At 68.8% G+C, this 21130-nt stretch carries 18 protein-coding genes and 2 pseudogenes; 7 read left to right on the forward strand and 13 right to left on the reverse strand.

Translation table 11 applies throughout. The features are described from left to right. Nucleotide 1: 1 nt before the first annotated feature. Entirely contained in the window at nucleotides 2-1405 is a 1404-nt protein-coding gene (locus tag OHT21_RS42815; RefSeq protein WP_328773636.1) for a glutamine synthetase family protein, read from the reverse strand. Nucleotides 1406-1556: 151 nt separating this feature from the next. On the opposite strand from OHT21_RS42815, the gene OHT21_RS42820 reads away from it, so the two are divergent. Further along, complete coding sequence (locus OHT21_RS42820) at nucleotides 1557-2957, forward strand: cytochrome P450 (protein ID WP_328773637.1); 1401 nt, start codon at nucleotides 1557-1559, stop codon at nucleotides 2955-2957. A gap of 163 nt (nucleotides 2958-3120) precedes the next feature. Here the strand turns inward: OHT21_RS42820 and OHT21_RS42825 are convergent, their stop codons facing one another. From OHT21_RS42825 to OHT21_RS42845, 5 genes are all read right to left on the reverse strand, one after another. After that, nucleotides 3121-3702 (reverse strand): DUF1097 domain-containing protein, encoded by a 582-nt coding sequence (locus OHT21_RS42825; RefSeq protein ID WP_328773638.1) that lies wholly within the window; start codon nucleotides 3700-3702, stop codon nucleotides 3121-3123. A gap of 2 nt (nucleotides 3703-3704) precedes the next feature. Continuing rightward, nucleotides 3705-4739 (reverse strand): alpha/beta fold hydrolase, encoded by a 1035-nt coding sequence (locus tag OHT21_RS42830; RefSeq protein ID WP_328773639.1) that lies wholly within the window; start codon nucleotides 4737-4739, stop codon nucleotides 3705-3707. A 20-nt stretch (nucleotides 4740-4759) separates the two neighbouring features. Continuing rightward, nucleotides 4760-6007: a formamidase gene (gene fmdA, locus OHT21_RS42835; RefSeq protein ID WP_328773640.1), complete on the reverse strand. Its 1248-nt coding sequence runs from the start codon at nucleotides 6005-6007 to the stop codon at nucleotides 4760-4762. 24 nt (nucleotides 6008-6031) lie between these two features. Next, nucleotides 6032-6313, reverse strand: coding sequence for an FmdB family zinc ribbon protein (locus tag OHT21_RS42840; protein ID WP_328773641.1), 282 nt, complete (start codon nucleotides 6311-6313; stop codon nucleotides 6032-6034). Between the two features lie 127 nt (nucleotides 6314-6440). Continuing rightward, nucleotides 6441-7541: a substrate-binding domain-containing protein gene (locus OHT21_RS42845; protein WP_189321763.1), complete on the reverse strand. Its 1101-nt coding sequence runs from the start codon at nucleotides 7539-7541 to the stop codon at nucleotides 6441-6443. Between the two features lie 159 nt (nucleotides 7542-7700). On the opposite strand from OHT21_RS42845, the gene OHT21_RS42850 reads away from it, so the two are divergent. Beyond that, a complete protein-coding gene (locus tag OHT21_RS42850) occupies nucleotides 7701-8144 on the forward strand; it encodes a MarR family winged helix-turn-helix transcriptional regulator (protein WP_165342690.1) in 444 nt (147 codons plus the stop codon). An 81-nt stretch (nucleotides 8145-8225) separates the two neighbouring features. Here the strand turns inward: OHT21_RS42850 and OHT21_RS42855 are convergent. Next, nucleotides 8226-8631, reverse strand: a pseudogene (locus tag OHT21_RS42855) (LysR substrate-binding domain-containing protein); the annotation flags it as partial. Between the two features lie 153 nt (nucleotides 8632-8784). On the opposite strand from OHT21_RS42855, the gene OHT21_RS42860 reads away from it, so the two are divergent. Further along, entirely contained in the window at nucleotides 8785-9597 is an 813-nt protein-coding gene (locus OHT21_RS42860; RefSeq protein ID WP_443050577.1) for an NPP1 family protein, read from the forward strand. A 53-nt stretch (nucleotides 9598-9650) separates the two neighbouring features. Here the strand turns inward: OHT21_RS42860 and OHT21_RS42865 are convergent, their stop codons facing one another. Next, nucleotides 9651-10352 carry a hypothetical protein gene (locus tag OHT21_RS42865; RefSeq protein WP_328773642.1) on the reverse strand — a complete coding sequence of 234 codons (702 nt, stop codon included), beginning with the start codon at nucleotides 10350-10352 and terminating at the stop codon, nucleotides 9651-9653. Between the two features lie 193 nt (nucleotides 10353-10545). On the opposite strand from OHT21_RS42865, the gene OHT21_RS42870 reads away from it, so the two are divergent. Continuing rightward, nucleotides 10546-11175 carry an NADPH-dependent F420 reductase gene (locus OHT21_RS42870; RefSeq protein ID WP_328773643.1) on the forward strand — a complete coding sequence of 210 codons (630 nt, stop codon included), beginning with the start codon at nucleotides 10546-10548 and terminating at the stop codon, nucleotides 11173-11175. 90 nt (nucleotides 11176-11265) lie between these two features. Here OHT21_RS42870 and OHT21_RS42875 read toward each other — a convergent pair whose 3' ends face one another. Both OHT21_RS42875 and OHT21_RS42880 read right to left on the reverse strand, forming a co-directional pair. After that, on the reverse strand, nucleotides 11266-12630 hold the full coding sequence (locus OHT21_RS42875; RefSeq protein ID WP_328773644.1) for an FAD-dependent oxidoreductase: 1365 nt from the start codon (nucleotides 12628-12630) through the stop codon (nucleotides 11266-11268). Between the two features lie 129 nt (nucleotides 12631-12759). After that, entirely contained in the window at nucleotides 12760-13644 is an 885-nt protein-coding gene (locus tag OHT21_RS42880; RefSeq protein WP_328773645.1) for a Gfo/Idh/MocA family protein, read from the reverse strand. Between the two features lie 163 nt (nucleotides 13645-13807). Between OHT21_RS42880 and OHT21_RS42885 the strand changes: the two genes are divergently transcribed. The 3 genes from OHT21_RS42885 (at nucleotide 13808) to OHT21_RS42895 (ending at nucleotide 18064) form a co-directional block, all read left to right on the forward strand. Then, nucleotides 13808-14377 carry a TetR/AcrR family transcriptional regulator gene (locus OHT21_RS42885; protein WP_328773646.1) on the forward strand — a complete coding sequence of 190 codons (570 nt, stop codon included), beginning with the start codon at nucleotides 13808-13810 and terminating at the stop codon, nucleotides 14375-14377. An 82-nt stretch (nucleotides 14378-14459) separates the two neighbouring features. Then, nucleotides 14460-15644: a GDSL-type esterase/lipase family protein gene (locus OHT21_RS42890; RefSeq protein ID WP_328773647.1), complete on the forward strand. Its 1185-nt coding sequence runs from the start codon at nucleotides 14460-14462 to the stop codon at nucleotides 15642-15644. Nucleotides 15645-16045: 401 nt separating this feature from the next. Then, on the forward strand, nucleotides 16046-18064 hold the full coding sequence (locus tag OHT21_RS42895; protein ID WP_443050701.1) for a DUF1996 domain-containing protein: 2019 nt from the start codon (nucleotides 16046-16048) through the stop codon (nucleotides 18062-18064). Between the two features lie 209 nt (nucleotides 18065-18273). Here the strand turns inward: OHT21_RS42895 and tnpA are convergent. The 3 genes and pseudogenes from tnpA to OHT21_RS42910 all read right to left on the reverse strand — a co-directional run bounded on the left by tnpA (nucleotide 18274) and on the right by OHT21_RS42910 (nucleotide 21000). Further along, nucleotides 18274-18702: pseudogene (gene tnpA, locus OHT21_RS42900) on the reverse strand (IS200/IS605 family transposase). Between the two features lie 148 nt (nucleotides 18703-18850). Continuing rightward, nucleotides 18851-19678: an intradiol ring-cleavage dioxygenase gene (locus OHT21_RS42905; protein WP_328773649.1), complete on the reverse strand. Its 828-nt coding sequence runs from the start codon at nucleotides 19676-19678 to the stop codon at nucleotides 18851-18853. A gap of 371 nt (nucleotides 19679-20049) precedes the next feature. Next, complete coding sequence (locus OHT21_RS42910; RefSeq protein ID WP_328773650.1) at nucleotides 20050-21000, reverse strand: phosphotransferase; 951 nt, start codon at nucleotides 20998-21000, stop codon at nucleotides 20050-20052. Nucleotides 21001-21130 lie beyond the last annotated feature (130 nt).

A 21130-nucleotide genomic window follows, 5' to 3' on the forward strand; every position in this document is an offset into this window, starting at 1 on the left:
GTCAGTAGATCCAGCGGTACGCCGCCGCCACCTGCCCGTCGTCCAGCCCGGCCACCGCCGCGATCTCGCCGAGGCGCACGGCGATCACGGCGTCGGCCAGGACCGGTTCGAGCGCGGCGCGCAGCGGTTCGTCCTTGCGGAACTCCTCTACTGCCTCGTCCAGCGATGTCGGCAGGCGGCGTACGCCCCGGATTGCCGCCTCCTCGGCGCCGAACCGCGCCGGATCTCCGGTGATCTCGTCGGGCAGGGCCGCGGACGACTCCAGGCCGTCGAGTCCGGCGGCGACGAGGCAGCCGAGCGCGAGATACGGGTTGGCGGCGAGGTCGACGGGCTTCACCTCCAGGTTCGCCGCCTGGTCGCGACGGCCCGCCGTGCCGGTGATGACGCGCACCGCGGATTCGCGGGTCTCGCGGCCCCAGGCGGTGAACACCCCGGCCCACTGCGAGGGTTTGAGCCGCAGATAGCTGGCCGGGCTCGGTGCGGTCACGGCCGTCAGCGCCGGCAGATGCGCGATCAGTCCGGCGGCGAACGACTCCGCCTCGGCCGTCATGCCGTACCGGCCCTCGCCGCCGGAGTGCAGGTTTCTGCCCTCGCGCCAGGCGGAGAGATGGACATGGCCGCCGTTGCCGACGCCCTCGGCGAAGACGGCCGGGGCGAACGAGACCCTGAGGCCGTGCCGCTGTGACACCGCCCGGATGGTCTGCCGTACGAGCACGCTACGGTCGGCCGCGGCGACCGGGTCGAGCGCGCCCACCGAGAGCTCGAACTGACCGGCCGCGTACTCGGGATGCAACTGGTCGACATCCACCCCCTGGGCGGCCAGTGCGGACATCAACTCGGCGGTGCAGTCGCTCAGTTCGACCTGCCGGGTGGCGCCGTACGCAGGGCCCGACACTGCGGGCACGAAGTCGTCACCGGGGGCCGATCCCTGTCCGACCGCCCACTCGATCTCGATGCCCGCCTTGAACGAGATCCCGTGCCGTTCAGCGGCGTCGGCGACGATCCGGCGCAGAAAGGTCCGGCCGCACCCCGGATGCCGCTCACCTTCCTGCGTGACCCGGTCCACCGGGGCCCATGCCCAGCCGGGCTGCCCGGACAGGACGACCAGGTGATCGAGATCGGGGTACAGGCGAAGATCGCCGTCAGGTGAGCCGAGTACGTCGGTGGAGACGATGGAGTCGTTCGCCAGGAACGTGTCGAACACCGGCGACATACCGACACCCCACGCGGCGGCCGAGGCGAGCTTGGCCGTCGGGATCGTCTTCACCCGGCCGATGCCCGCGGTGTCGACATAGGCGAGGACGATGCCGTGCACACCCCGCCCGGTCAGCTCCGCGCTCAGCGCGGTGGCCCGCTCGACATCGCCCGGGCGCCCGCCGGGAACGGGATCGGCAAGGGTGGTCATATGTCCTCCTCGGCGAGGTTGATCCGATCCTCACGTGGATACCGCACCCGGACAACTCCCCCTGTCCGGCCTGAGGTATGGTCCCCACCGGTCAGTAACAAAACCGAACGGTCGCCCGCCGTTACGGAGAGTGTCGGAGGGCCGCAACACGATGGAATCCCAGCTTGGCGACGGCGCATCCGCGGACCTGGACGACACACGGCTCGAGGCGCTGAACCCGCAGCCGCTGCTGACCCGGGACTACGAGACGCGCCCCGCGCTCGTCTACGAAGGGCTGAGGCAGCAGCACGGCCCCGTCGCGCCCGTCGATCTGCTCGGTGTGCCCGCCTGGCTGGTGCTGGGATACCGCGAGTCCCTCCAGGTGCTTCAGGACGACGACGGCTGGCCGAAGGGTCTGGAGAACTGGCGGGCCCGTACCGAGGGCAGGGTGCCCGCCGACTGGCCGCTCGGGCCCTCGCTCGAGGTCAACCACGTACTGATTCAGGGCGGTTCGGGGTACCGGACGCTGCGGACCGCGTGGGACGCCGCGCTCAAGCCGTTCCAGGACCCGCGCCACCCGCAGGCGAAGCGCCTCCGGACGGCCGTCACCGCGTACGCCGACGAACTGATCACCCTCATCGCCCAGGGCGGCGGCACGGGTGTGGCGGACCTGTCCGCGCAGTTCTCGCGACCGCTGCCGCTGATGGTGGCCAGCCATCTGTTGGGCTTCCCCGGCTCGCAGGGTGACGACGCGCTGATGGACATGTGGCGCGTACTGGACGCGGGCCCGGACGCCGAACCCGCCCTGGAGCGGCTGCTGGAGACGCTGGCCGAACTCGCGGCGGCGAAGCTGAAGGAACCGGGGGACGACTTCCCCTCGTACCTGCTGGCCGCGCACCCGGATCTTTCCCTCGACGAACTGGCCCGCGAACTGTTCATGCTCCTCGGCATGACGTCCGACCACGTCGGCATCCTCGTCTCCAACACCGTGGTCGAAGTCGTGTCGGGAGAGGGCGGTGTACGGGCCAGCCTGTCCGCCGGGATGGTCAGGGAGGCCATGAACCGGGCGGTCATGCGCAAGCCGCCGCTGGTGAACTTCGTGCCGCGGTTCGCCGCCAAGGACACCCCGCTCGGCAACTACACGATCCGCGCGGGCGACCCGGTGTGGGTCTCCTCGGCCGCCGCACACGCCGACCCGCTCTTCGCCGAACACGTGGAGGGGAGCACCACGATCAGCACCCGCGCCCACCTGTCGTGGGGTGCGGGCCGCCGCCAGTGCCCCGCCCGGGAGCTGGCCTCGACCGTGGCGGCGGTGGGCGTGAGCCGCCTCTTCGAACGGTTCTCCGACCTGGCCCTCGCCCTCCCCGCCGACCAACTCCCTTGGCGCGCCTCCCCGTTCATGCGCGGCCTGCGCTCCCTGCCCGTACGGTACGAACTCGCCTCACCGGCCGAGCAACCGGCGTCCGCCGCTCCTGGACCGGAGGCGGCCGGACCGGTGGTGCCGGACCCGTCCGCCCGGCAACGCTCATCGCTCTGGCGGTACCTGACGGGGCTGATCCGCGCGGGCCGTTGATGCCCGAGCCGGACTCGCTACGGGTGGTTGTGGTCACAACCGGCATGATCGGCGCCGTACATGCCGCCGCACGCCCCTCCTCGGCCTCGGCTCGGTCGGCTCGCCGATGAGATCGATGAGGGGCCCGCCAATCGAGCAGCGCAGCTCATGGCGGGCCCCGTGCTCAGGCGCGTGCTTCGCTGGCCGAAGGTGTCACCTCCCCGGTCTCGCGTATGTCGGGCTCGGCTGCCGTGGCTGGTGGGGCGAACATCAGCCGCAGTCCGAGAGTGGCCGCGAGCGGGCCGAGAGCGCACATCGCGGCGGCGCTGACGAAGGCGGCGCCCAGATTCCCCGCGTCATAGCCGAATCCGCCGAAGTACGTGGCGAAGGTCGATGCGAAGCCGAAGAACATCGCCGGGATGAGAGCGAACGGCTTCAGCCGACCGGTTGCCAGCAGGGTGCCGTTGACGAAGAAGATCACCACGCCCAGCGCCAGGGTCTGGGCGAACGACCCGGTGCCGAACATCGTGCCCGTCTCCCGGTTGAGCAGGACGGCCACCACCGCGAACCCCGCCCCTGTCGTGGTGGCGGTGATCATGGAGATGGCGTTGGCGATGCTCGGGCCGCCCTGCATGAACGTTCCAGCCCAGGTGATGAAGATCGCCCAGGTCGGCATGTTGAGCGGGCTCATCAGCAGGAAGACGGTGGCGAAGGCGATGATCGAGGCGCTGACCTCGTGCGGCAGTCTGATGCGTCCGTTGCTCATGGCTACGCCAATCCGCCCGGCTTGGCCAGCAGTTCCTTGATACCCGTGTCGATGAACTCGGTGTCCTTGGGGCTGCTGCCGCCGCCGGCGAAGTGGCCCCAGATGCCGGGGATCACCCGGAGTTCGGCGCCCGGCATGTGGCTGACGGCCCAGGCCTCGTCCTCCGGCGGGAAGTAGAGGTCCTTCTCGGCGGGCATGTCCAGCGTGGTCGCTTTGATGGAGGCCAGCGCCGCCTCGGTGTTCCCGTCGAAGCCGGGGGTGAGCCCGACGTCGCCGTTCTGCCAGGTCCAGAGCATGGTGAGCAGGTTGTTGGGGTCGCGGCCGTCGAGGAAGAAGCCCTCCCAGAAGCCGACCAGGAAGTCCTCCAGGGAGGTGTAGCCGAGCTTCTCGTACTCCTTCTCCCAGTAGAACGCCTGCGAGAAGCCCCATCCCGCGTACACCCGGGCGAGCGCGCGCAGTCCGGTGGTCGGCCACTTCTCCGCGTCGTACCAGCCGCCGTTGTACACCGCGTCGGCGGTCAGCGCGGCCTTGACGCCCTCCAGGAAGACCTTGTTGTGGAGGCTGGTGCGCGGGGAGCCGCAGAAGGGGGCGATCCGCTCGACCATCTCCGGGTAGCTGACGGCCCATTGGAAGGTCTGCCCGGCGCCCATCGACCAGCCGGTCACGAGCTGGATCTTCTCGATGCCGAACTCCTCGGTGACCAGCTTGTGCTGGGCCTCGATCTGGTCGTACACCGTGATGTCGGGGAAGCGGGCGCGGTCGTACGGCGGCGGGGTGTTGCTCGGCGAGGTGGACAGGCCGTTGCCGAGCATGTTCGGGACGATGATGAAGTACTCGGCCGGGTCGAGGGCCATGCCGGGGCCGATGAGCCACTCGTTGTCCCAGTGGCGGCCGGAGTACCAGGTCGGGTAGACGATCACGTTGGACTTGTCCGCGTTGAGCTCGCCGTACGTGGTGTAGGCGAGGTGCGCGCCGCGCAGTGTGGCGCCGCTCTGGGTGGTGAAGTCGCCCAGCTGGAAGGTGAGATGGTCACTCATGGGGCTGCCTTTCGGGACGTTCAGGAGGTGACGGCGCACTGGCCGCGGTCGGCTTTTCTCGGGCCCTCGGCCGTCGGCCGGATGTCGAAGTCGAAGATCGCCGTGGGGAGGTAGAGGGTGCTGCACGCGTTGGGGATGTCCACGACGCCGCTGAGCCGGCCCTCGATCGGGGCCGAGCCGAGCAGAAGGTAGGCCTGCTCGCCGCTGTAGCCGAAGGACATCAGGTAGTCGACGGCGTTGAGACAGGCGTTTTTGTACGCCATCGTCGCGTCGAGGTAGTGGTTGGTGTCGGTTTCGTGGTCGACGGAGATGCCGACGAACGAGATGAACTCGGTGTACTGGGGCGCGACGTTGCCGGGCATGAAGATCGGGTTGGTCGTCACCCCGTACTTCTCCATGCCGCCCTTGATCAGATCGACGTGCAGGTCGATGAAGCCGCCCATCTCGATGGCGCCGCAGAAGGTGATCTCGCCGTCGCCCTGACTGAAGTGCAGGTCGCCGCCGGAGAGCAGGGCTCCGGGCACGAGGACGGGATAGAAGACCCGCGAGCCGCGGGTGAAGTTCTTGATGTCGTGGTTGCCGCCGTTCTCCCGGGCCGGGACTGTACGGGCGCCTTCGGCGGCGATACGGGAGGCCGTCTCGCCGTCCGCCGTGCCGGCCAGCGAGTTGTCGGCGAGCGGAGGCAGCGCGAGCGCCGGAACCCGGTGCGGATCGGTGTCGATGAGGGCCTGCTCGCGGGCGTTCCAGCGGGCCAGCAACTCGGCGGAGGGCGCGGTGCCGAAGAGGCCGGGGTGGGTGATGCCGGTGTAGCGGACGCCGGGGATGTGCCGGGAGGTGGCCTGCTGGCCGTGGAAGTCCCAGACGGCCTTGTACGAGTCGGGGAAGCGGTCGGTGAGGAAGCCGCCGCCGTTGTTCTTGGCGAAGACGCCGGTGTAGCCCCAGCCTTGCCCGGAACCTTCTCCTTGCGACTGCGGTACGGGGCCCAGGTCGAGGATGTCCACGACGAGCAGGTCGCCGGGCTCGGCGCCCTCCACCGCGATGGGGCCGCTGAGCATGTGGGCGTGGGTGAGGTCGACGTCACGGACGTCGTTGGCCGAGTCGTTGTTGCCGATCTGGTTGTCGGTCCAGTCCCGGCACTCGATGCGGAAATCCGAGCCCGGCTTCACGGTGACGGCCGGCGGGATGTCGGGGTGCCAGCGGTTGTGGCCGGGGACCTTCTGGTCTCGCATGGACATGGCTTGGTCGACGCTGAAGACGACTTCGGGCATGAACGGCCTCCAGAACAGGGGGAGTTATGGCTTGGGCAGCAGGGCATGCCGGGGGTCGGCGGGCGCAGCCGGACCACGGAGGGTCGCGGGCACTTCGCCGACGACGCGCGGTTCGTGGGCGCTGGCCTCCTGGGCGTGCAGGGCGCGGGACAGGGGAGCGGGGGTGCGGGTGAGCATCGGGGCGGTGAAGACCCTGCGGGCCTGGTCTCCGCACGCCTCGCACGGTTCTTGGGGGAGGGCGCGGCCCATCGGACGGATCACGTCGAAGGTGCCGCAGCCCGGGCAGCGGTATTGATACGTGGCCATGACGACCAACCTCCAAAAGCTTCGAGAAAAAACTATTTCCAACCGAAGCAATTGGGCAAGAGGGCGGCGCGTTACGTGCGTGTAAAAGAAAGGCCCACCGCAAGGCCCGCCACGGGGAGGGGGGCGGCTACGGCAGCTGCTGGAGCACGTCCCACTGCAGCCCGTCGGCCGCGGCGAGGAACACCCGCTGCTTCAGATGGCGGTCCCGGATCTGCACGGTGCCGCGCGGAGACTCGTACTCGAGGCCCTCGGCGGTGGCCTGGATGCGGTCCATGTCCATGGTGCCCGCGCGGCGCAGCAGTTCGGTGAGCATGCGCACGCCCTCGTAGCAGGATTCGCCGAGGCTGTTGAGCACCGGCGCCCGGGGCCCGAACCGGCGGAAGTACGCGGCGGCGAAGTCAAGGCCGTACGCCGTCGGCAGGTCCTCGAAGTAACCGGCCGAAGTCATCAGGCCCCGGGTGTTCTCGGGCCCGGTCGCCAGCAGCACGTTCTCCTCGATCAGCGAGCTGAACCGGATGTGGTCGCGGTCGAGCCCGGCGGCGGTGAACGCGCGGTTGAAGAGCACGGCGTCGTCACCGATCAGCAGCATCAGGACGGCCTCGCAGTCGCTGGCCGAGACCCTGGCCAGGACCTGGCCGAAGTCCTTGGTGCCCAGCGGCACGTACATCTCGTCGCAGACCTCGCCGCCGAGTTCGCGCAGATAGCGGTGGGCGGCGCGGGCGGAGGAACGGGGCCAGACGTAGTCGTCGCCGACGATCGTCCACCGCCGGATGCCGAGTTCGCCGGCGAACCACTGCAAGGCGGGCCGCAGTTGGCGGTTCGGGGTCTCACCGGTGAGGAATACGCCGGGGGACCGCTCGCCGCCCTCGTACAACGCGGTGTAGACGTACGGCACCCGGCCGTCGATGCGCGGGGCCACGACCTCCCGGACGGCGGAGATGTGCCAGCCGGCCACCGCGTCGACGACGCCGCCGGAGATCAGCGCGTCGATCTCGGTCGCCACCTGCTCGCGCGGCGCCCCGCCGTCGACGAGTACGAGCCGCAGCTCCTTGCCCAGCACTCCCGACTCGGCGTTGACCTCCTCGGCCGCGAGCCGGGCGCAGCACTCGCAGGACGGGCCGAAGATTCCGGCCGGGCCCTGGAGCGGGATCACGAGGGCGACATTCAGCGCGTCCCGGGTCCGGGGGCCTGCCGGAGTGCCGAGCCGGACAGACGCCTTCTCGATCATAGGCGCTCACACTAGCGATTGGTTGCTACGAGAATATTTCGCGGCGATAAGGAAATGACTGTATCGTGGAATCACTCCATGCGAACCTGCCGGTCTGCCGTGCGCTGACGACCGGCCACCATGGCGCCGCAACGACACCGACGAAGCTTTGGCAGGGCGATGACGACGACCCCGGCGACAGCCGTATCCGACCTCGACTTCGCGCGGGCGCTCACGCTCGTGGAGCGGAGCGTCGTATCGAGGCTCGGTGAGGCGCTCAAGGCGGAGGGTGCGACGCTCGAGGAGTGGCGCGTGCTGTCGTTCCTGGGCGACGGCACCGGCCACGCGATGACGGAGATCGCCGAGTTCGCACTCCTGTCGGCTCCCACCCTGACCAAGGTGGTCGACCGCATGGTGTCCCTCAACCTCGTCCTGCGCCGGGTGGACGACGCGGACCGGCGACGCGTGCTGGTCTTCGCGTCCGAGCGCGGCAACGAGGCACTCGGACGCTGGACGGCGGCCGTGGAACAGGAACAGGAGAGCATCGTGACGGCCCTCGGTGGCGAGGAGGCGGCACTGCTGAGGACTCTGCTTCAGCGGGCGTGGCGACGTCTGGGTTCCTGAGACGACTGTTGAACTTGCCGCCCTGGCCTGGCTGTTGCGGCTCACGGCGTTGTTGCCCCCCGGTTGACGCGGAGGTGTTCTGCGCCGCAGGTCGTAGTCGGCGGGCCGGACGAACCGGGTGCCCTCGCCGACGAAGGTCGCCAGGGCCGGCGAGTCGGCGCTCATGTCCAGGAGCGGCTCGAGGCCGAAGTTGGGGCCGGTCGCGTCGATGGTGAGTCCGAAGGCGAGGGCGAGTCCGTCGTAGAAGGCGGCCCATTCGGTTCCGGTGACGATACCGGGCATCCATATCCTGTGCCCGGCAAGGGCGGCGGCGTGACCGCACGGCTGTCGGCGAACTCGTGGGCCGCTCCGGTGAGGAGTTGGAGCGGCTCATCGAGGACGCGGGTGGTCTCGATGCCGTCGGGGAGTAGCCGCGCGGCCTTGTGACGGCACGGAAGAACGCGTCGATCGTGCCCGCCCGCACAGCCTCGATGGCCGCGCCGGCGTCGAGGTGTGAGCCGCACTTGATCCGCCGTCACTCGTGCGACGGCCGACTCGGCTCGTCAACTCCCGTGTAGTTGGCGGGCGCTTCATCGTGACAACACCTCTCTGAGATCACGTGTCAACGCGCATCCAGGTGACTGTTCTGAGCATGTCAGTCATGCCATCATGCGCAACCCCCACCGTGGTCGTTCAGGAGGACGCGTTGAAGACGAGTTCACGGATCCGCAGGGCAACTCTCATACTCGGCAGCGCCGTTGCGCTGGTCGTCGCCTTCCCGGGCTCTGCTCTCGCGGCACCGCCGCGGTCCTTGCCCGCCAACGCGGAGGCACTGGAGCAGACGTTCCAGCCGACGTACGACTACGACACGGACGGCTGCTACTCCACGCCGGCCATCGGCCCCGACGGCGCCATCAACGGCGGCCTCAACCCGACCGGATCCCTCAACGGCCAATGCCGCGACGCCTCGGACCTGGACAACACCAACGGCTACTCCCGCTACAAGTGCAACAACGGCTGGTGCGCCATCATGTACGGCCTGTACTTCGAGAAGGACCAGGCCGTGGCCGGCAGCAGTCTCGGCGGACACCGCCACGACTGGGAGCACGTCGTCCTGTGGGTGCAGAACAACCAGGCCATGTACGTGTCCACTTCGGCCCACGGCAGCTTCGACGTGTACGGCCGCGACCGGATCCGCTGGGACGGCAACCACCCCAAGATCGTGTACCACAAGGACGGCGCCAGCACGCACGCCTTCCGCCCCGCGGGCTCGGGCGACGAGCCGCCGGAGAACCACAAGGGCACCTGGCAGTATCCGCCGCTGGTCGGCTGGAACGGCTACCCCGCGGGACTGCGCGACAGGCTGAGCCAGGCCAACTTCGGCAGCGCCAACTTCGGCCTCAAGGACGGCAGTTTCAACAACCACCTCGCCGCGGCCAAGCCGGCCGGCATCGCCTTCGACCCCCACGCGTGACGTACGAGGCCGGAGGCGCCGCCGCACCTCCAGCGCAGGTGACGGCTCGTCAGTCAGTCCCCGGCCGACTGGGTTTCGGCCGCGGACGGCGCCGCCGGCTCCGGGGCGTCCGGGGCGGTGTAGAAGACAGAGGTGCCCTGCTTGGTGCGGTGGGCCTGGCTCCTGGCCACGAGTCCTTCGAGCGTGGTGCGTACGACGGTGGTCTTGATGCCACGCTCGGGGTGGGCCTTGCCGAGTGCGGTGGAAATCTCCGCCGCGGAGCGTGGTTCGGTCTGCTCGCCGAGGTGACGGCGGATGAGTTCAACGAGCGTGGGCTGGGCGGACTTTGAGGCTTCCGTCTTGGCTATGGGCTGCTCGGCTTTCGGCTCGGTCTTGGGCTTCTTGGCCGCCGCCTTCTTGGCCGTGGTCCCAGCGACCTTAGCGGTAGTGGCCTTCTTCGACCCGGCCGGCTTTCCGGTGCCGGACTCGGTCGCGGGCTTCGCCCTCTTCCGCTTGGGAGCGGAGGGGGACGCGGGTGCCGCGGCGTCTTCGGTCGGAGCGGGCTGAGTGGGCAGAGTGGGGGCGTCCGCGCCGAGCGCCCGCTGCATGTTCAGGAGCACGGTGTGGTCATGCTGCAGGGCGAGCAACTGCTCCTGCAACGCGCTGATTTCCGCGCGGATGCGTTCCTGTTCCTTGGTGTTGCGGTCGAGGTCGCCGACCACCTGGGCGAGGTACTGCGACGTCAGTTCAGTGGCTGGGGTAGAGCTCTCCGTCATGGTGCTGACCTTCCTCGTTCCTTCGCGAGCCGCACGTGCCGCGGGGCGCACCGGCGTTGTGATGTACGTACGGACGAAGCCGGTTGTTCCCCTGAAGTTACGTCAGACTCTGTGGACGTACGTCCTTGGTGCCGGTTTCGCTTGGTCCTACGGCCCGATCCGCCGGGACTGGTGCGCAACTTAGCGTCACAGCATGCGTATCGGAATTCTTGGCACGGGCAATGTGGGCCGGGCACTGGCAGCGGGCTGGTCCGCGGCGGGTCACGAGGTCGTACTCGGGTCGCGTCGGCCGGAGGAACGCAAGGATCTGGGCTTCGCCGTCGCCGGTCTCGGCGAGGCGGCCACACATGCGGAGGTCGTGGTCAACGCGACCCCGGGAACGGCATCGCTGGACGTTCTGACCACGATCGGAGCGGCGGCGCTGGACGGGAAGACACTCGTCGACGTCGGTGTCGGGCTCTCCGACGACTTCACCGAGCTGTCCCACCCCAACAACAGCCTGAGTGAGCAGATTCAGGCGGCATTCCCGGGGGTGATGGTGGTCAAGACGCTGTGCACCATGGACGCGTCCGCGATGACCGACCCCGCCGGCCTGGACGGCCCAACCACCGTCTTCCTGTCCGGCAACAGCGCGGCAGCCAAGCGGACCACCGCCACGCTGCTCGAAGACCTCGGCTGGCCGCCGGCCTCGCAGCTGGACATCGGCGGCATCACAACGGCACGCGGCCAGGAGCACTTCGCCCTGCTCTTCATGGGCATCGCGGGCGGTCTGGGCACCCACACCTTCAACATCAACGTCGTCAGCCGCGCGTCCGGGGCGTGACACCACCGCCCCGGCCGCACAGCGAAACGCCGCGCGGCCGGACCGTATCCCCTGCTACATAGGCAAGGGCCCGGCCACGCGGCTCGAGTGTTACGCGCCGCTCTCCTTGAGCATGTCCTCGCGTTCGACGATCTTCACGCGCTCACGGCCTTCGGGCTCGCCCAGTGCCTTTTCCGCGGCGTCCAGGCGGTACCAGCCCTCCCACGTCGTGAAGCGGACGTTGCGCTCGGCGAGGAACGCGTCCACGGCCTCCGGAGTGGGTGAACCGGGCGTGTGCAGGCGGTCGTTCGTGTAGTCGTCCAGGAGGTTGGCGACCGTTTCGTTGGCGTCGCCCTTGGTGTGGCCGATCAGGCCCACGGGGCCGCGCCGGATCCAGCCCGTGACGTACGTCGACTGCAGGTGCGCGCCGGTGTCCTCGAGCACCCGGCCGCCGCTGTCCGGCACCGTGCCCGACTCGACGTCCCAGGGCAGCTTGGGCAGTTTGTCGGAGAGGTAACCCACCGCGCGGTAGACCGACGTGACGTCCCAGTCCTTGAACTCGCCGGTGCCCTTGACGTTGCCGGTGCCGTCGAGAGTGGTGCGCTCGGTGCGCAGGCCGACGACGCTGCCGTCCTCGCCGAGGATCTCGGTCGGCGACTCGAAGAAGTGCAGGAACAGCTTGTGCGGGCGGTCGCCGACATCGCGGATCGCCCAGTTCTCCAGCGTCTTGGCGACCATGTCGGCCTGCTTGTTGCCGCGCCGGGTCTCGATCGAGCCCTCGTCGTAGTCGATGTCCTCGGGGTCGACGATGACCTCGATGTTGGGGGAGTGGTCCAGCTCCCGCAGCTCCATCGGGCTGAACTTCGCCTGTGCAGGGCCACGGCGGCCGAAGACGTGAATTTCCTTGGCCCGGTTGGCCTTCAGGCCCTCGTGGACGTTCGGCGGGATCTCGGTCGGCAGCAGTTCCTCGGCCGTCTTGGCGAGGATGCGCGCCACGTCGAGCGCCACGTTGCCGACACCGAGTACGGCGACCTTCTCCGCCTCCAGGGGCCAGGTCCGCGGGACGTCCGGGTGACCGTCGTACCAGGAGACGAAGTCCGCCGCGCCGTACGAGCCTTCGAGGTGGATGCCGGGTATGTCGAGTGCCCGGTCGGCCGTCGCCCCGGTGGAGAAGACCACGGCGTCGTAGAAGGTGCGCAGATCGTCCAGGCTGATGTCGGTGGGGTAGTCGACGTTGCCGAAGAGGCGGATCTGCGGCTTGTCGAGCACCTGGTGGAGGGCCTTGACGATGCCCTTGATGCGGGGGTGGTCGGGGGCCACGCCGTAACGGATCAGGCCGAACGGAGCGGGCATCCGCTCGAAGAGATCGATGGACACGCCGGGTTCGGCGGCCACTTCGGACTTCAGCAGCGCGTCGGCGGCGTAGATCCCGGCGGGGCCGGCTCCGACAATGGCTACCCGCAGGGGGCGGGGCATGATCAGGTTCCCTTCGAGTGGTGAACAGGCAACTCGTCGGCAACCCTAAACTAAGGCAAGCCTTACTTGGTACGAGGGTCCGGCCTATGACCTCATAAAGCAGCTTTATGGGATGGCCGGGAATTCCCGTCAGTTCCGCTCTGTGAGCTGGGCCTCTGCCGTGGCCAGGATCTCCGTGACCCGCAGGCCGAAGGCGGCGTCGCACGGATCCGGGCGGCCGGTGCGGACGGCGGCGAGGAGAGCGTCGGCGGCCCGCATGAGAGACGGGACCGCTCCTTCTGTCGGCTCGGGCAGTACGGAGACGCCTGCCTTGCCTCGCAGTTCGAGCGTGGCCCCGGCTGCAGCGGACGGAGCGGTGAGGCTGAGCGTCAGCGTGCTCGATGCCCCGCTGACGTGCTGAAGGATCAGGTGCACGGTGTCCTCCGGGCCGTGCGCGGCGGCCGCCACCCGCTCGACGTCGCCGAGAACCGGCAGCAGTACGGACAGGGCATGCGGGCCGACATCCCAAAGGCCACCCTTCTCCCGTCGCCACGGCGAGTCGGCGAACGGGCTGCCGTCCGTGAACACCGAACCGAGCCACTCCGCGCGCCCCGTGAACCACCCGTCCAGAGCGGCCTGTTCGGCGATCCAGGCCTGAGTGGTGGACTGGAAACGGGCCGTGAAGAACACGACCGATGCCACGCCGGCCTGCCCGGCCGCCTCGACTACCGCCCGCCCTTCCTCGACGCTAGCCGCGAGAGGCTTGTCGAGCAGCAGATGGCAGTTCGCCCGCGCCGCGCGCGCCGCGAGCGGGGCCTGCACGGAGGGAGGCAGGGCGATCGCGACGGCGTCCACGTCGGCGAGCAGGGTGTCGACTTCCTCGTACGCGCGGGTCCCGTGCCGTTCGGCCAGGGCCTCGGCCGCCTCCTTGCGGCGGCCCCACACGCCCACGAAGTCCAGTTCGCGGTGCTCGCTCAAGGCGGGGGCGTGGGCCATCTCGGCCCACGGTCCTGTACCGAGCAGTCCGATGCGCATGCCGCCGCCTCTCCTTGTGGGGATGTCATGGGGCGGCCGACGCCGTGGTCGTCCGGCCGCCTGCTGAGCCTTTCACGCGAGCGGGCTCCCGCGGCAGTTACGTAATTTGCCTAAAGGTATTAGGCAGTCGCATGATTGTTTATGCGGAATGGGAGGTAGAGGCATGACACGCGTAGGGCTGACGGCGGAACGCCTGACCCGGGCGGGAGCCGAACTGGCCGACGAGGTCGGCTTCGAGCAGGTGACCGTCTCGGCGCTCGCCAGGCGGTTCGACGTCAAGGTCGCGAGCCTGTATTCGCATCTGAAGAACTCCCATGACCTCAAGACCAGGATCGCCCTGCTCGCTCTGGAAGAACTCGCCGACCGGGCCGCCGACGCCCTGGCAGGCCGGGCAGGCAAGGACGCCCTGACGGCCTTCGCGAACGTCTACCGCGACTACGCCCGGGAGCACCCCGGCCGTTACGCCGCGGCCCAGTTCAGGCTCGACCCCGAGGCGGCCGCCGCCAGCGCCGGCGGCAGACACTCACAGATGACGCGGGCCATCCTGCGCGGCTACGACCTGGCCGAACCGGACCAGACCCACGCGGTCCGGATGCTGGGCAGCGTCTTCCACGGCTACGTCAGCCTGGAGTTGGCCGGCGGCTTCAGTCACAGCGCCCCCGACTCGCAGGTGTCCTGGTCGCGGATCCTGGACGCCCTCGACGTGCTGTTGCGGAACTGGCCCGCACCCTGAGGCACCGGACGAAGACCGTGCGCCACGCGGCACATCCGAGCAACCCGAGCAATCCCACCATGCCGATCAACAGGCGGAGGCCATGCCCACCCACTCCAACTGGACCACCACGCCCATCACTTCGGACCTCCTCCGCGGTGCCCTCGACCTGGAGCCCACCCCACACGGCGTACTGCCCCACCGTCTGCCCGCCCGAGCCCGCGCCCAGTACACCGACCCGCAACTCGCCATGGCGGAGTCACAACCCTCCGGCGTACGACTGCTCTTCCGCACCCGTGCCACCACCGTCGAACTGGACACGCTGCCCACCAAGCGGACCTACGTGGGTGCCCCGCCCCGCCCGGACGGCGTGTACGACCTGCTCGTGGACGGTCAGTTGACTGCGCAGGCCACCGTGACGGGCGGCAACACCCTGACGATCGACCTGACCACCGGAGCCGCCGAGCACCAGCCGGGCCCGCCCGGCACCCTCAGCTTCACCGAACTACCCGAGGGCCACAAAGACATCGAGATCTGGTTGCCGCACAACGAGACCACCGAACTCGTCGCCCTCCGCACCGACGCCCCAGTCGAGCCCGTACCCGATCGAGGCCGCAAAGTCTGGCTGCACCACGGCAGTTCGATCAGCCACGGCTCCGACGCCGCTAGCCCCACCACCATCTGGCCCGCACTCGCCGCCTCCCTCGGCGGCGTGGAACTGATCAACCTCGGCCTGGCCGGCAGCGCCCTGCTCGACCCCTTCACCGCCCGCGCGATCCGGGACACCCCCGCCGACCTGATCAGCCTCAAGCTCGGCATCAACGTGGTCAACGCCGACCTGATGCGCCTGCGCGCCTTCACCCCCGCCGTGCAGGGCTTCCTCGACACCATCCGCGAGGGCCACCCCACCACACCACTGCTGATGGTCTCGCCCATCCTGTGCCCCATCCACGAGGACACGCCCGGCCCCGGCGCCTTCGACTTCGACGCCCTCGCCGCCGGAGAGCTGCGCTTCGTGGCCACCGGCGATCCTGCCGAGGTCCCCGCCGGGAAGCTGACGCTAGGCGTCATCCGGGAGGAACTCTCACGCATCGTGCGGCAGCGGTCGGCCGACGACCCGCACCTGCACTACCTCGACGGCCGCGACCTCTACGGCGAGCGGGACTTCGCCGAGCTGCCCCTGCCCGACGACCTCCACCCCGACGCCGCCACCCACCGCCGCATCGGCGAACGCTTCGCCGACGCGGCCTTCAGCGCGGGCGGCCCCTTCACCGGCCACGGCGCCTGAAGGCCACGTACGGTCGGGACCTCACGGACGCACAGCGGTGACGAGCCAGTAGCAGCCCGTCAGCCGTACGCCACTGTCCACGTTGCCGGGGGTGGGTGGTGGGTCCGGGGTGTCCGGCGTATCCGTCGTGTCCGTCATGCCTTTCATGGTGGCGTACGGAGCGGAACCGACCTCGCTGAGCTGTGCGAATGGGCTCGTGGCCCCCGTTCGGGTGCGACTGATTCGTGAGAGGTCTCTATGAATTTCTGGGGTGTTTGAACACGGCGGGGCTCGGCTCCGTATGGGGGCAGGGGAAATTCTTGCCCGTGCCTCCGACGAACCGTAGGAGTACTCCCGTGAGACGCAACACGCGAAGACGCCCAACAGGCGCACGACGCACGACCTTTGCGGCGGCCGCGCTGATGCTGGGAGGAGGTGCGCTGGTAGCGGCGAACGTTTACGCCACGGCCACCGAGAGCGGCTCGGGTCAGCAGCCGAACCAGAACGACCAGGTACTGGCTTCGGGTGCCGCCACCATCGACTGCCCGGACGTCGGCAGTAAGTTGACGGCGGTCCCTGACCAGGCGAGGGCGGAGGTCGACAAGGAACTCGCCCTCCTCGACAAGCAGATCGCCGAGGCCTACCAGCGACTGCAGAACACGGCGCGGGCCCAGCTGCAGGACGCCGGCTTCGCCGACAACGCGATCATGAATCCGCTGAAGGACAAGCGGACCGCGACGATCGACCGGATCGCCATCGCCATCGGACGTGTGGGGGAGAAGCCTCAGGGTCTTGAATCCCTTGCCGCCTGTACGTTGCGCGCCACCGGGAACGAGGCCGGCGGCGGCGAGAACGGCGACCAGGGCGGCGACGGCCAGGACGCAGGCGACGCCAACCAGGGCGAACAGGGTCAGGACCAGAACCAGGGTGATGGCCAGGACCAGGACCAGGGCCAGGGCGAGCAGCAGGGCGACAACGGCGGTCAGGGCGGGAAGGCTCCCGTGGCCGCGGACTACGTCGACATCAAGAACGTGCAGCCCAACGTGGCCCAGCCGCAGCAGCAGGCCAACGCATCCCGCGGCACCTTCACCACCAGCTGTGGCGTGAACGCCAACGGCCTGTTCAACTCGGACAACATCATCGTGGCTCCCGGCGTCACCAACGGCGCCCACCACTTCCACGACTACATCGGCAACCAGGCCAACGACGCCTTCGCGAGCGACGAAGACCTGGCGAACGGCGAAACGACGTGCGTGGACCAGGGCGACAAGTCCACGTACTACTGGCCGGTGTTGCGTCTGCAGAACGGCGTGCAGGAGCAGGACGCGAACTCGCCGGGCGGCGGCCTCGAGGGCAACGTCGGTGAGATCGTGACGCCCAAGAAGGTGACCTTGAACTTTGTGGGTAACCCGCAGAGCAAGGTGACCGAGATGCCGCGACTGCTGCGCATCATTACCGGTGATGCCAAGGCCTTCGTCAACGGCACCGCGAACGCCAACGCCTCGTGGAGCTGCACCGGGTTCGAGGACCGGCAGCTGAAGGACAAGTACCCGCTCTGTCCCCAGGGCAGTGACGTGGTGCGCACCTTCAAGTTCCAGAGCTGCTGGGACGGCCGGAACATCGACAGCGCGAACCACCGCGCCCACGTGGCCTTCGCCGACGCCAACGGCAACTGTGGGAACGGCTTCCAGGCCATCCCGCAGCTGGTGCAGCGCATCGTCTACGACGTCGACGCGCCGAGCCTGAACGACGGCGGCCGTACGGTTCCGTTGTTCGCGGTGGACACTTTCCCAGAGCAGGTGCACAAGCCGGTCACGGACCACGGCGACTTCATCAACGTCTTCGACGAGGACCTGATGAAGGAGATGGTCGACTGCATCAACGCCGGCCGGAAGTGCGGCGTGGGCGGCGACGCGGGTGCCGGCGGCGACGCGGGCGCAGGTGAGGAGCCGCAGGACAAGCCGACGGACAAGCCGACGGAGAAGCCTGACGACGGAGCCGGCGACAATGGCGGCGACGCCGGGAACGGCGGCAACGGCGGAGCGGATGCCGGTAACGGTGACAACGCCGGAGACGCCGGAGACAAGGACCCGCAGGAGCCGGCCACAAAGGCGCCGGACGCGGAACCCGAGGTCGGCGACGCGGCCACCAACCGCCCGGACCCCAAGGTGTACGCGACGCCCTCGCCCACCCAGGGCGATCAGGACGCGGCACCGGCGGAGGGCTCGGACGACAACGGCAACGGAAGTGAAGGCGACTACAACAACGAGGCGCCGGACGTCAGTGGGAACGATCAGGCGGCCGGTGCAGAGACCCAACCGCAGGGCGGTAGCGGCTCGCTCGCCGAGACGGGCACCCAGCTGTGGCCGGCCGCGGCCGGAGCGGTGCTCTTGATCTCCGGCTTCCTGCTCCTCCGCCGGATGAGGCGCAGTTCGTACTGAGCACTGAGCTGAGTACTGAGCGCTGACGCCTTCGCTGGAAGGCACAGGATGGCGACCGGACCTGCACCCGCAGGTCCGGTCGCCACTTTTCTACCTTTGATCTTGGGCAGTGCTCCGCCCGCAGGGCGGAGGTGAAGCGCATCTGAGAACTGCTCTGACTTCGGCTGTGGGCACGGATCCGCGCTGTTGACCGGCGCCCACGACGGCCGTCACACGGCGCGCTGCTGGTTCTCGATGTACTGGCGAACGACGGTCAGCGGCGCCCCGCCACAGCTTCCGGCGAAGTAGGAGTCGGATCAGAAGTGGCCGCCCCACAGGTAGCGGCGGACGTGAGCGTCGTACTCCTTGCGCAGGTAACGGGAGGAGACGCCCTTGATGGAGTTGACCAGCTTGGAGAGCTGGACCTTGGGCGGGTAGTGCACGAGCAGGTGGATGTGATCCTCTTCGCCGCTGAACTGCTTCAGTTCAGCCTCGAAGCCCTCGCAGACCTCTCGCATGATCTCTTCGCAGCGCGTCAGCATCTCACCTGTCATGGCCCCGCGCCGGTACTTGGTGACGAAGACCAAATGGACATGAAGATTGCAGACGACATGACGGCCAGTGCGGACATCGGTATTTGGACTCCAGCGCGGTGACATAGACGGAACGTCTTGCACCTGTACCGGATGGGCCACGCGCTCGTCCCGGCTGCCGGAAGGGCAGTCGTCAGGCGCCCCCGCGGCGTCAAGCCCGCCACCGCAAGCTAGGAGGGAATCTCCCGGCTACAGCCAGGAGAGCACTTCAAGCTCAGACCGGCACCGTAAGCGTGGCCGCGTAGCCCTTCTCGACGCTGCCCTCGACCGTGGCCATCTGCTGGTCGTAACCGTCGCTGAAGATCATGTCGCCCTCCAGGGAGAGCCGGCTCAGCTCCTGCACGCTCTGCTCGTAGCCGTCGCTCGCGTACACCGTGTCGCAGACGTCTTTCGGAAAGGCGAGCTGTGAAGTCGCCGTGATGGACGTGGCGTTGGTGGCGTCCTCCAGGCTGCCGTACACCTCGAAGTGGATGTGCGGCCAGCGTCCCGGGTAGCAGGCCGGGAAGATGCTGGTGAACGTGACCTTGCCCTTGGCGTCGGTCTCCTGCACGCCGCGCAGGTAGTTCTCCTCGGTGACGCCCTTGGAGTACAGCGAGTAGTTGCCCTCCCGGTCGCACTGCCAGAGGTAGACGGCCGCGCCCTCCTTCGGCGTATCGCAGCCGGAGGCGGCGTCGACGACGGTGAGCGTGATCGTCAGCGGTACGCCCTCCGCCTTGCCGCTCGCGGAGCCGAAGCTGGAGGTGATGTCCGAGCGGACGACGCCGCTTTCCTTGAGGACGTTGACGCCGTTGGACCCGTCGCCGGGGTAGGGCCCCGCCGTCTCCTCCGGGATGGTCTCGCAACTCGCCTCGGAGGTCCCCGAAGAGGCCGCCGATGGCGAGGCCGAGCTGGGTGAGGAGCCGGCGGTGGCCGGATCGTCGCTGCTGCAGCCCACCACCGGGACCAGACTCACGCCGGCCAGCAGCCGGATCATCTTGCGGCGGTGAAGCGTGGGGAGGTCGAAGGAGAGACCTCTGTCGTGGTCGTGGAGTTCTTCGCTCATTACTGCGCGCCTTTGCTCTTCCGTGTCGCCCGCTGGGTGTGCATGACAGTACGGGAGCCGTCTGTGAAGCCTCCACGAACCGCCTGTGCGTTTCCTGGGTCGGCGACTGCCGCGAGGAGGAGGTGCCCTCGCTGGTCCACAGCAGGCTCTTGCCGCCCGGGCTCCGGCGGATCGCCTCTGGGGCGACGGCCTTGGGGGCGAAGGGTTCGCCGTTGGTGTCGTTCAGCACGGTGGGGCCGTCGAGTGCGGGTTTGTCATCGGCGAACTCGGCTCCGTCGAGCGGCAGTCGGAGGCGTTTTGCACAACGCCCTCGCGTGACCCACCGGGGACGGTGACGCACCGGAGCCCGGTGAGCCACCGCAAGGGGGGTCTCAGTAGGCCATGCCCCCGGCGAACGGCATCGTCTGCCACTGGTCGACGGACGGCTTCAAGTAGTCGAGCAGTACGGGCAATTGTGGCACCAGCGTGAGGGAGGCGATGACCCGCAGCATCCCCACGGCGTTCACGAAGCTCAGGACGTCCTCGTTCAGCGGCCTCATGCCGTTGCGCCGCGCGCCGCGGTTGTAGGCGGCTTCGAGGTCGGGCCCGAGGGCGGCCAGGTCCCACTCGACGGGGCCCAGAGTGATCAGTTCGAAGTCGGCGTAGAGGTCCCCGTCCGTCCCGGAGAAGATGTTCGCGGGCGGGGAGTCGCCGTGGACGGGCTGGAGGTCGATCCCCGGGAACCGTGTCTCGAACGCCGTGCGTGACCGCACGAGAGGCTCCAGGACCTGCCACTCGCGGCGTGCGCGGTCCAGATCGGCCGGACCGAGGAGGTCGGGGCGCTCCTCGAGCAGAGCGAGGCTTTCCTCGATGAACTGCGGTTCCGCCGACGACAGATACGACAGCCTGCCCGGGTATGCGCGCATCGCGGCATGCAGGTCGGCGGTGCTTTCCGAGTTCGCCACGTAGTCGGGCTCTTTGCCCCGGTCCTCCTCGACGAACTGCCAGAAGGTCATCGAGAACCCGTCGCGCTGAACGGGTTCCCGTGGCATGAGAGGGCTGGGAGGGATCACGGGGGTTCCCTGGTCTGCGAGCCACCGCGTCACGTCCAGTTCCGCCCGCTGGCGGCGCGCAAGGGATTCGAGGCTCGTGGAGCGCGGCAGGACGGTGGGAAGCCTGGCCACGACGGGTGAGGGCGCGAGGTGGACGACGACGGAGAAGACGTCGTGGAGGACGGAGGCATCTGTCACGGTGAGTCCGAGATCGCGGCCTGCTCCGACCGCCGCGTCGACTGCGGCGGAGGTACGGCGGGCGGCCTGCTGTGGGGTCACGAAGTAGGTCATGGCTCAGTCGTTCCAATCGTTGCAGGTGAATCTCTGACGGATGGACGGGGCGAGGGGTACAGAGCCCGCGTGGCGCTTGCGGGCGAGGGGCCAGGCCCCACCGGGCCAGGGCCCGCCGGGGCCAGAGCCC

The organism is Streptomyces sp. NBC_00286, assembly GCF_036173125.1.
GTDB lineage: Bacteria > Actinomycetota > Actinomycetes > Streptomycetales > Streptomycetaceae > Streptomyces.

What these genes read in the sequence shown, in the direction of transcription:
- OHT21_RS42845 (WP_189321763.1), bottom strand. Translation starts at nt 7,541, where the DNA reads ATGATCGAGAAGGCGTCTGTCCGGCTCGGCACTCCGGCAGGCCCCCGG.
- fmdA (WP_328773640.1), bottom strand. Translation starts at nt 6,007, where the DNA reads ATGCCCGAAGTCGTCTTCAGCGTCGACCAAGCCATGTCCATGCGAGAC.
- OHT21_RS42910 (WP_328773650.1), bottom strand. Translation starts at nt 21,000, where the DNA reads ATGACCTACTTCGTGACCCCACAGCAGGCCGCCCGCCGTACCTCCGCC.
- OHT21_RS42870 (WP_328773643.1), top strand. Translation starts at nt 10,546, where the DNA reads ATGCGTATCGGAATTCTTGGCACGGGCAATGTGGGCCGGGCACTGGCA.
- OHT21_RS42905 (WP_328773649.1), bottom strand. Translation starts at nt 19,678, where the DNA reads ATGAGCGAAGAACTCCACGACCACGACAGAGGTCTCTCCTTCGACCTC.
- OHT21_RS42850 (WP_165342690.1), top strand. Translation starts at nt 7,701, where the DNA reads ATGACGACGACCCCGGCGACAGCCGTATCCGACCTCGACTTCGCGCGG.
- OHT21_RS42865 (WP_328773642.1), bottom strand. Translation starts at nt 10,352, where the DNA reads ATGACGGAGAGCTCTACCCCAGCCACTGAACTGACGTCGCAGTACCTC.
- OHT21_RS42875 (WP_328773644.1), bottom strand. Translation starts at nt 12,630, where the DNA reads ATGCCCCGCCCCCTGCGGGTAGCCATTGTCGGAGCCGGCCCCGCCGGG.
- OHT21_RS42890 (WP_328773647.1), top strand. Translation starts at nt 14,460, where the DNA reads ATGCCCACCCACTCCAACTGGACCACCACGCCCATCACTTCGGACCTC.
- OHT21_RS42860 (WP_443050577.1), top strand. Translation starts at nt 8,785, where the DNA reads ATGCCATCATGCGCAACCCCCACCGTGGTCGTTCAGGAGGACGCGTTG.
- OHT21_RS42895 (WP_443050701.1), top strand. Translation starts at nt 16,046, where the DNA reads ATGCTGGGAGGAGGTGCGCTGGTAGCGGCGAACGTTTACGCCACGGCC.
- OHT21_RS42830 (WP_328773639.1), bottom strand. Translation starts at nt 4,739, where the DNA reads ATGAGTGACCATCTCACCTTCCAGCTGGGCGACTTCACCACCCAGAGC.
- OHT21_RS42825 (WP_328773638.1), bottom strand. Translation starts at nt 3,702, where the DNA reads ATGAGCAACGGACGCATCAGACTGCCGCACGAGGTCAGCGCCTCGATC.
- OHT21_RS42820 (WP_328773637.1), top strand. Translation starts at nt 1,557, where the DNA reads ATGGAATCCCAGCTTGGCGACGGCGCATCCGCGGACCTGGACGACACA.
- OHT21_RS42885 (WP_328773646.1), top strand. Translation starts at nt 13,808, where the DNA reads ATGACACGCGTAGGGCTGACGGCGGAACGCCTGACCCGGGCGGGAGCC.
- OHT21_RS42815 (WP_328773636.1), bottom strand. Translation starts at nt 1,405, where the DNA reads ATGACCACCCTTGCCGATCCCGTTCCCGGCGGGCGCCCGGGCGATGTC.
- OHT21_RS42840 (WP_328773641.1), bottom strand. Translation starts at nt 6,313, where the DNA reads ATGGCCACGTATCAATACCGCTGCCCGGGCTGCGGCACCTTCGACGTG.
- OHT21_RS42880 (WP_328773645.1), bottom strand. Translation starts at nt 13,644, where the DNA reads ATGCGCATCGGACTGCTCGGTACAGGACCGTGGGCCGAGATGGCCCAC.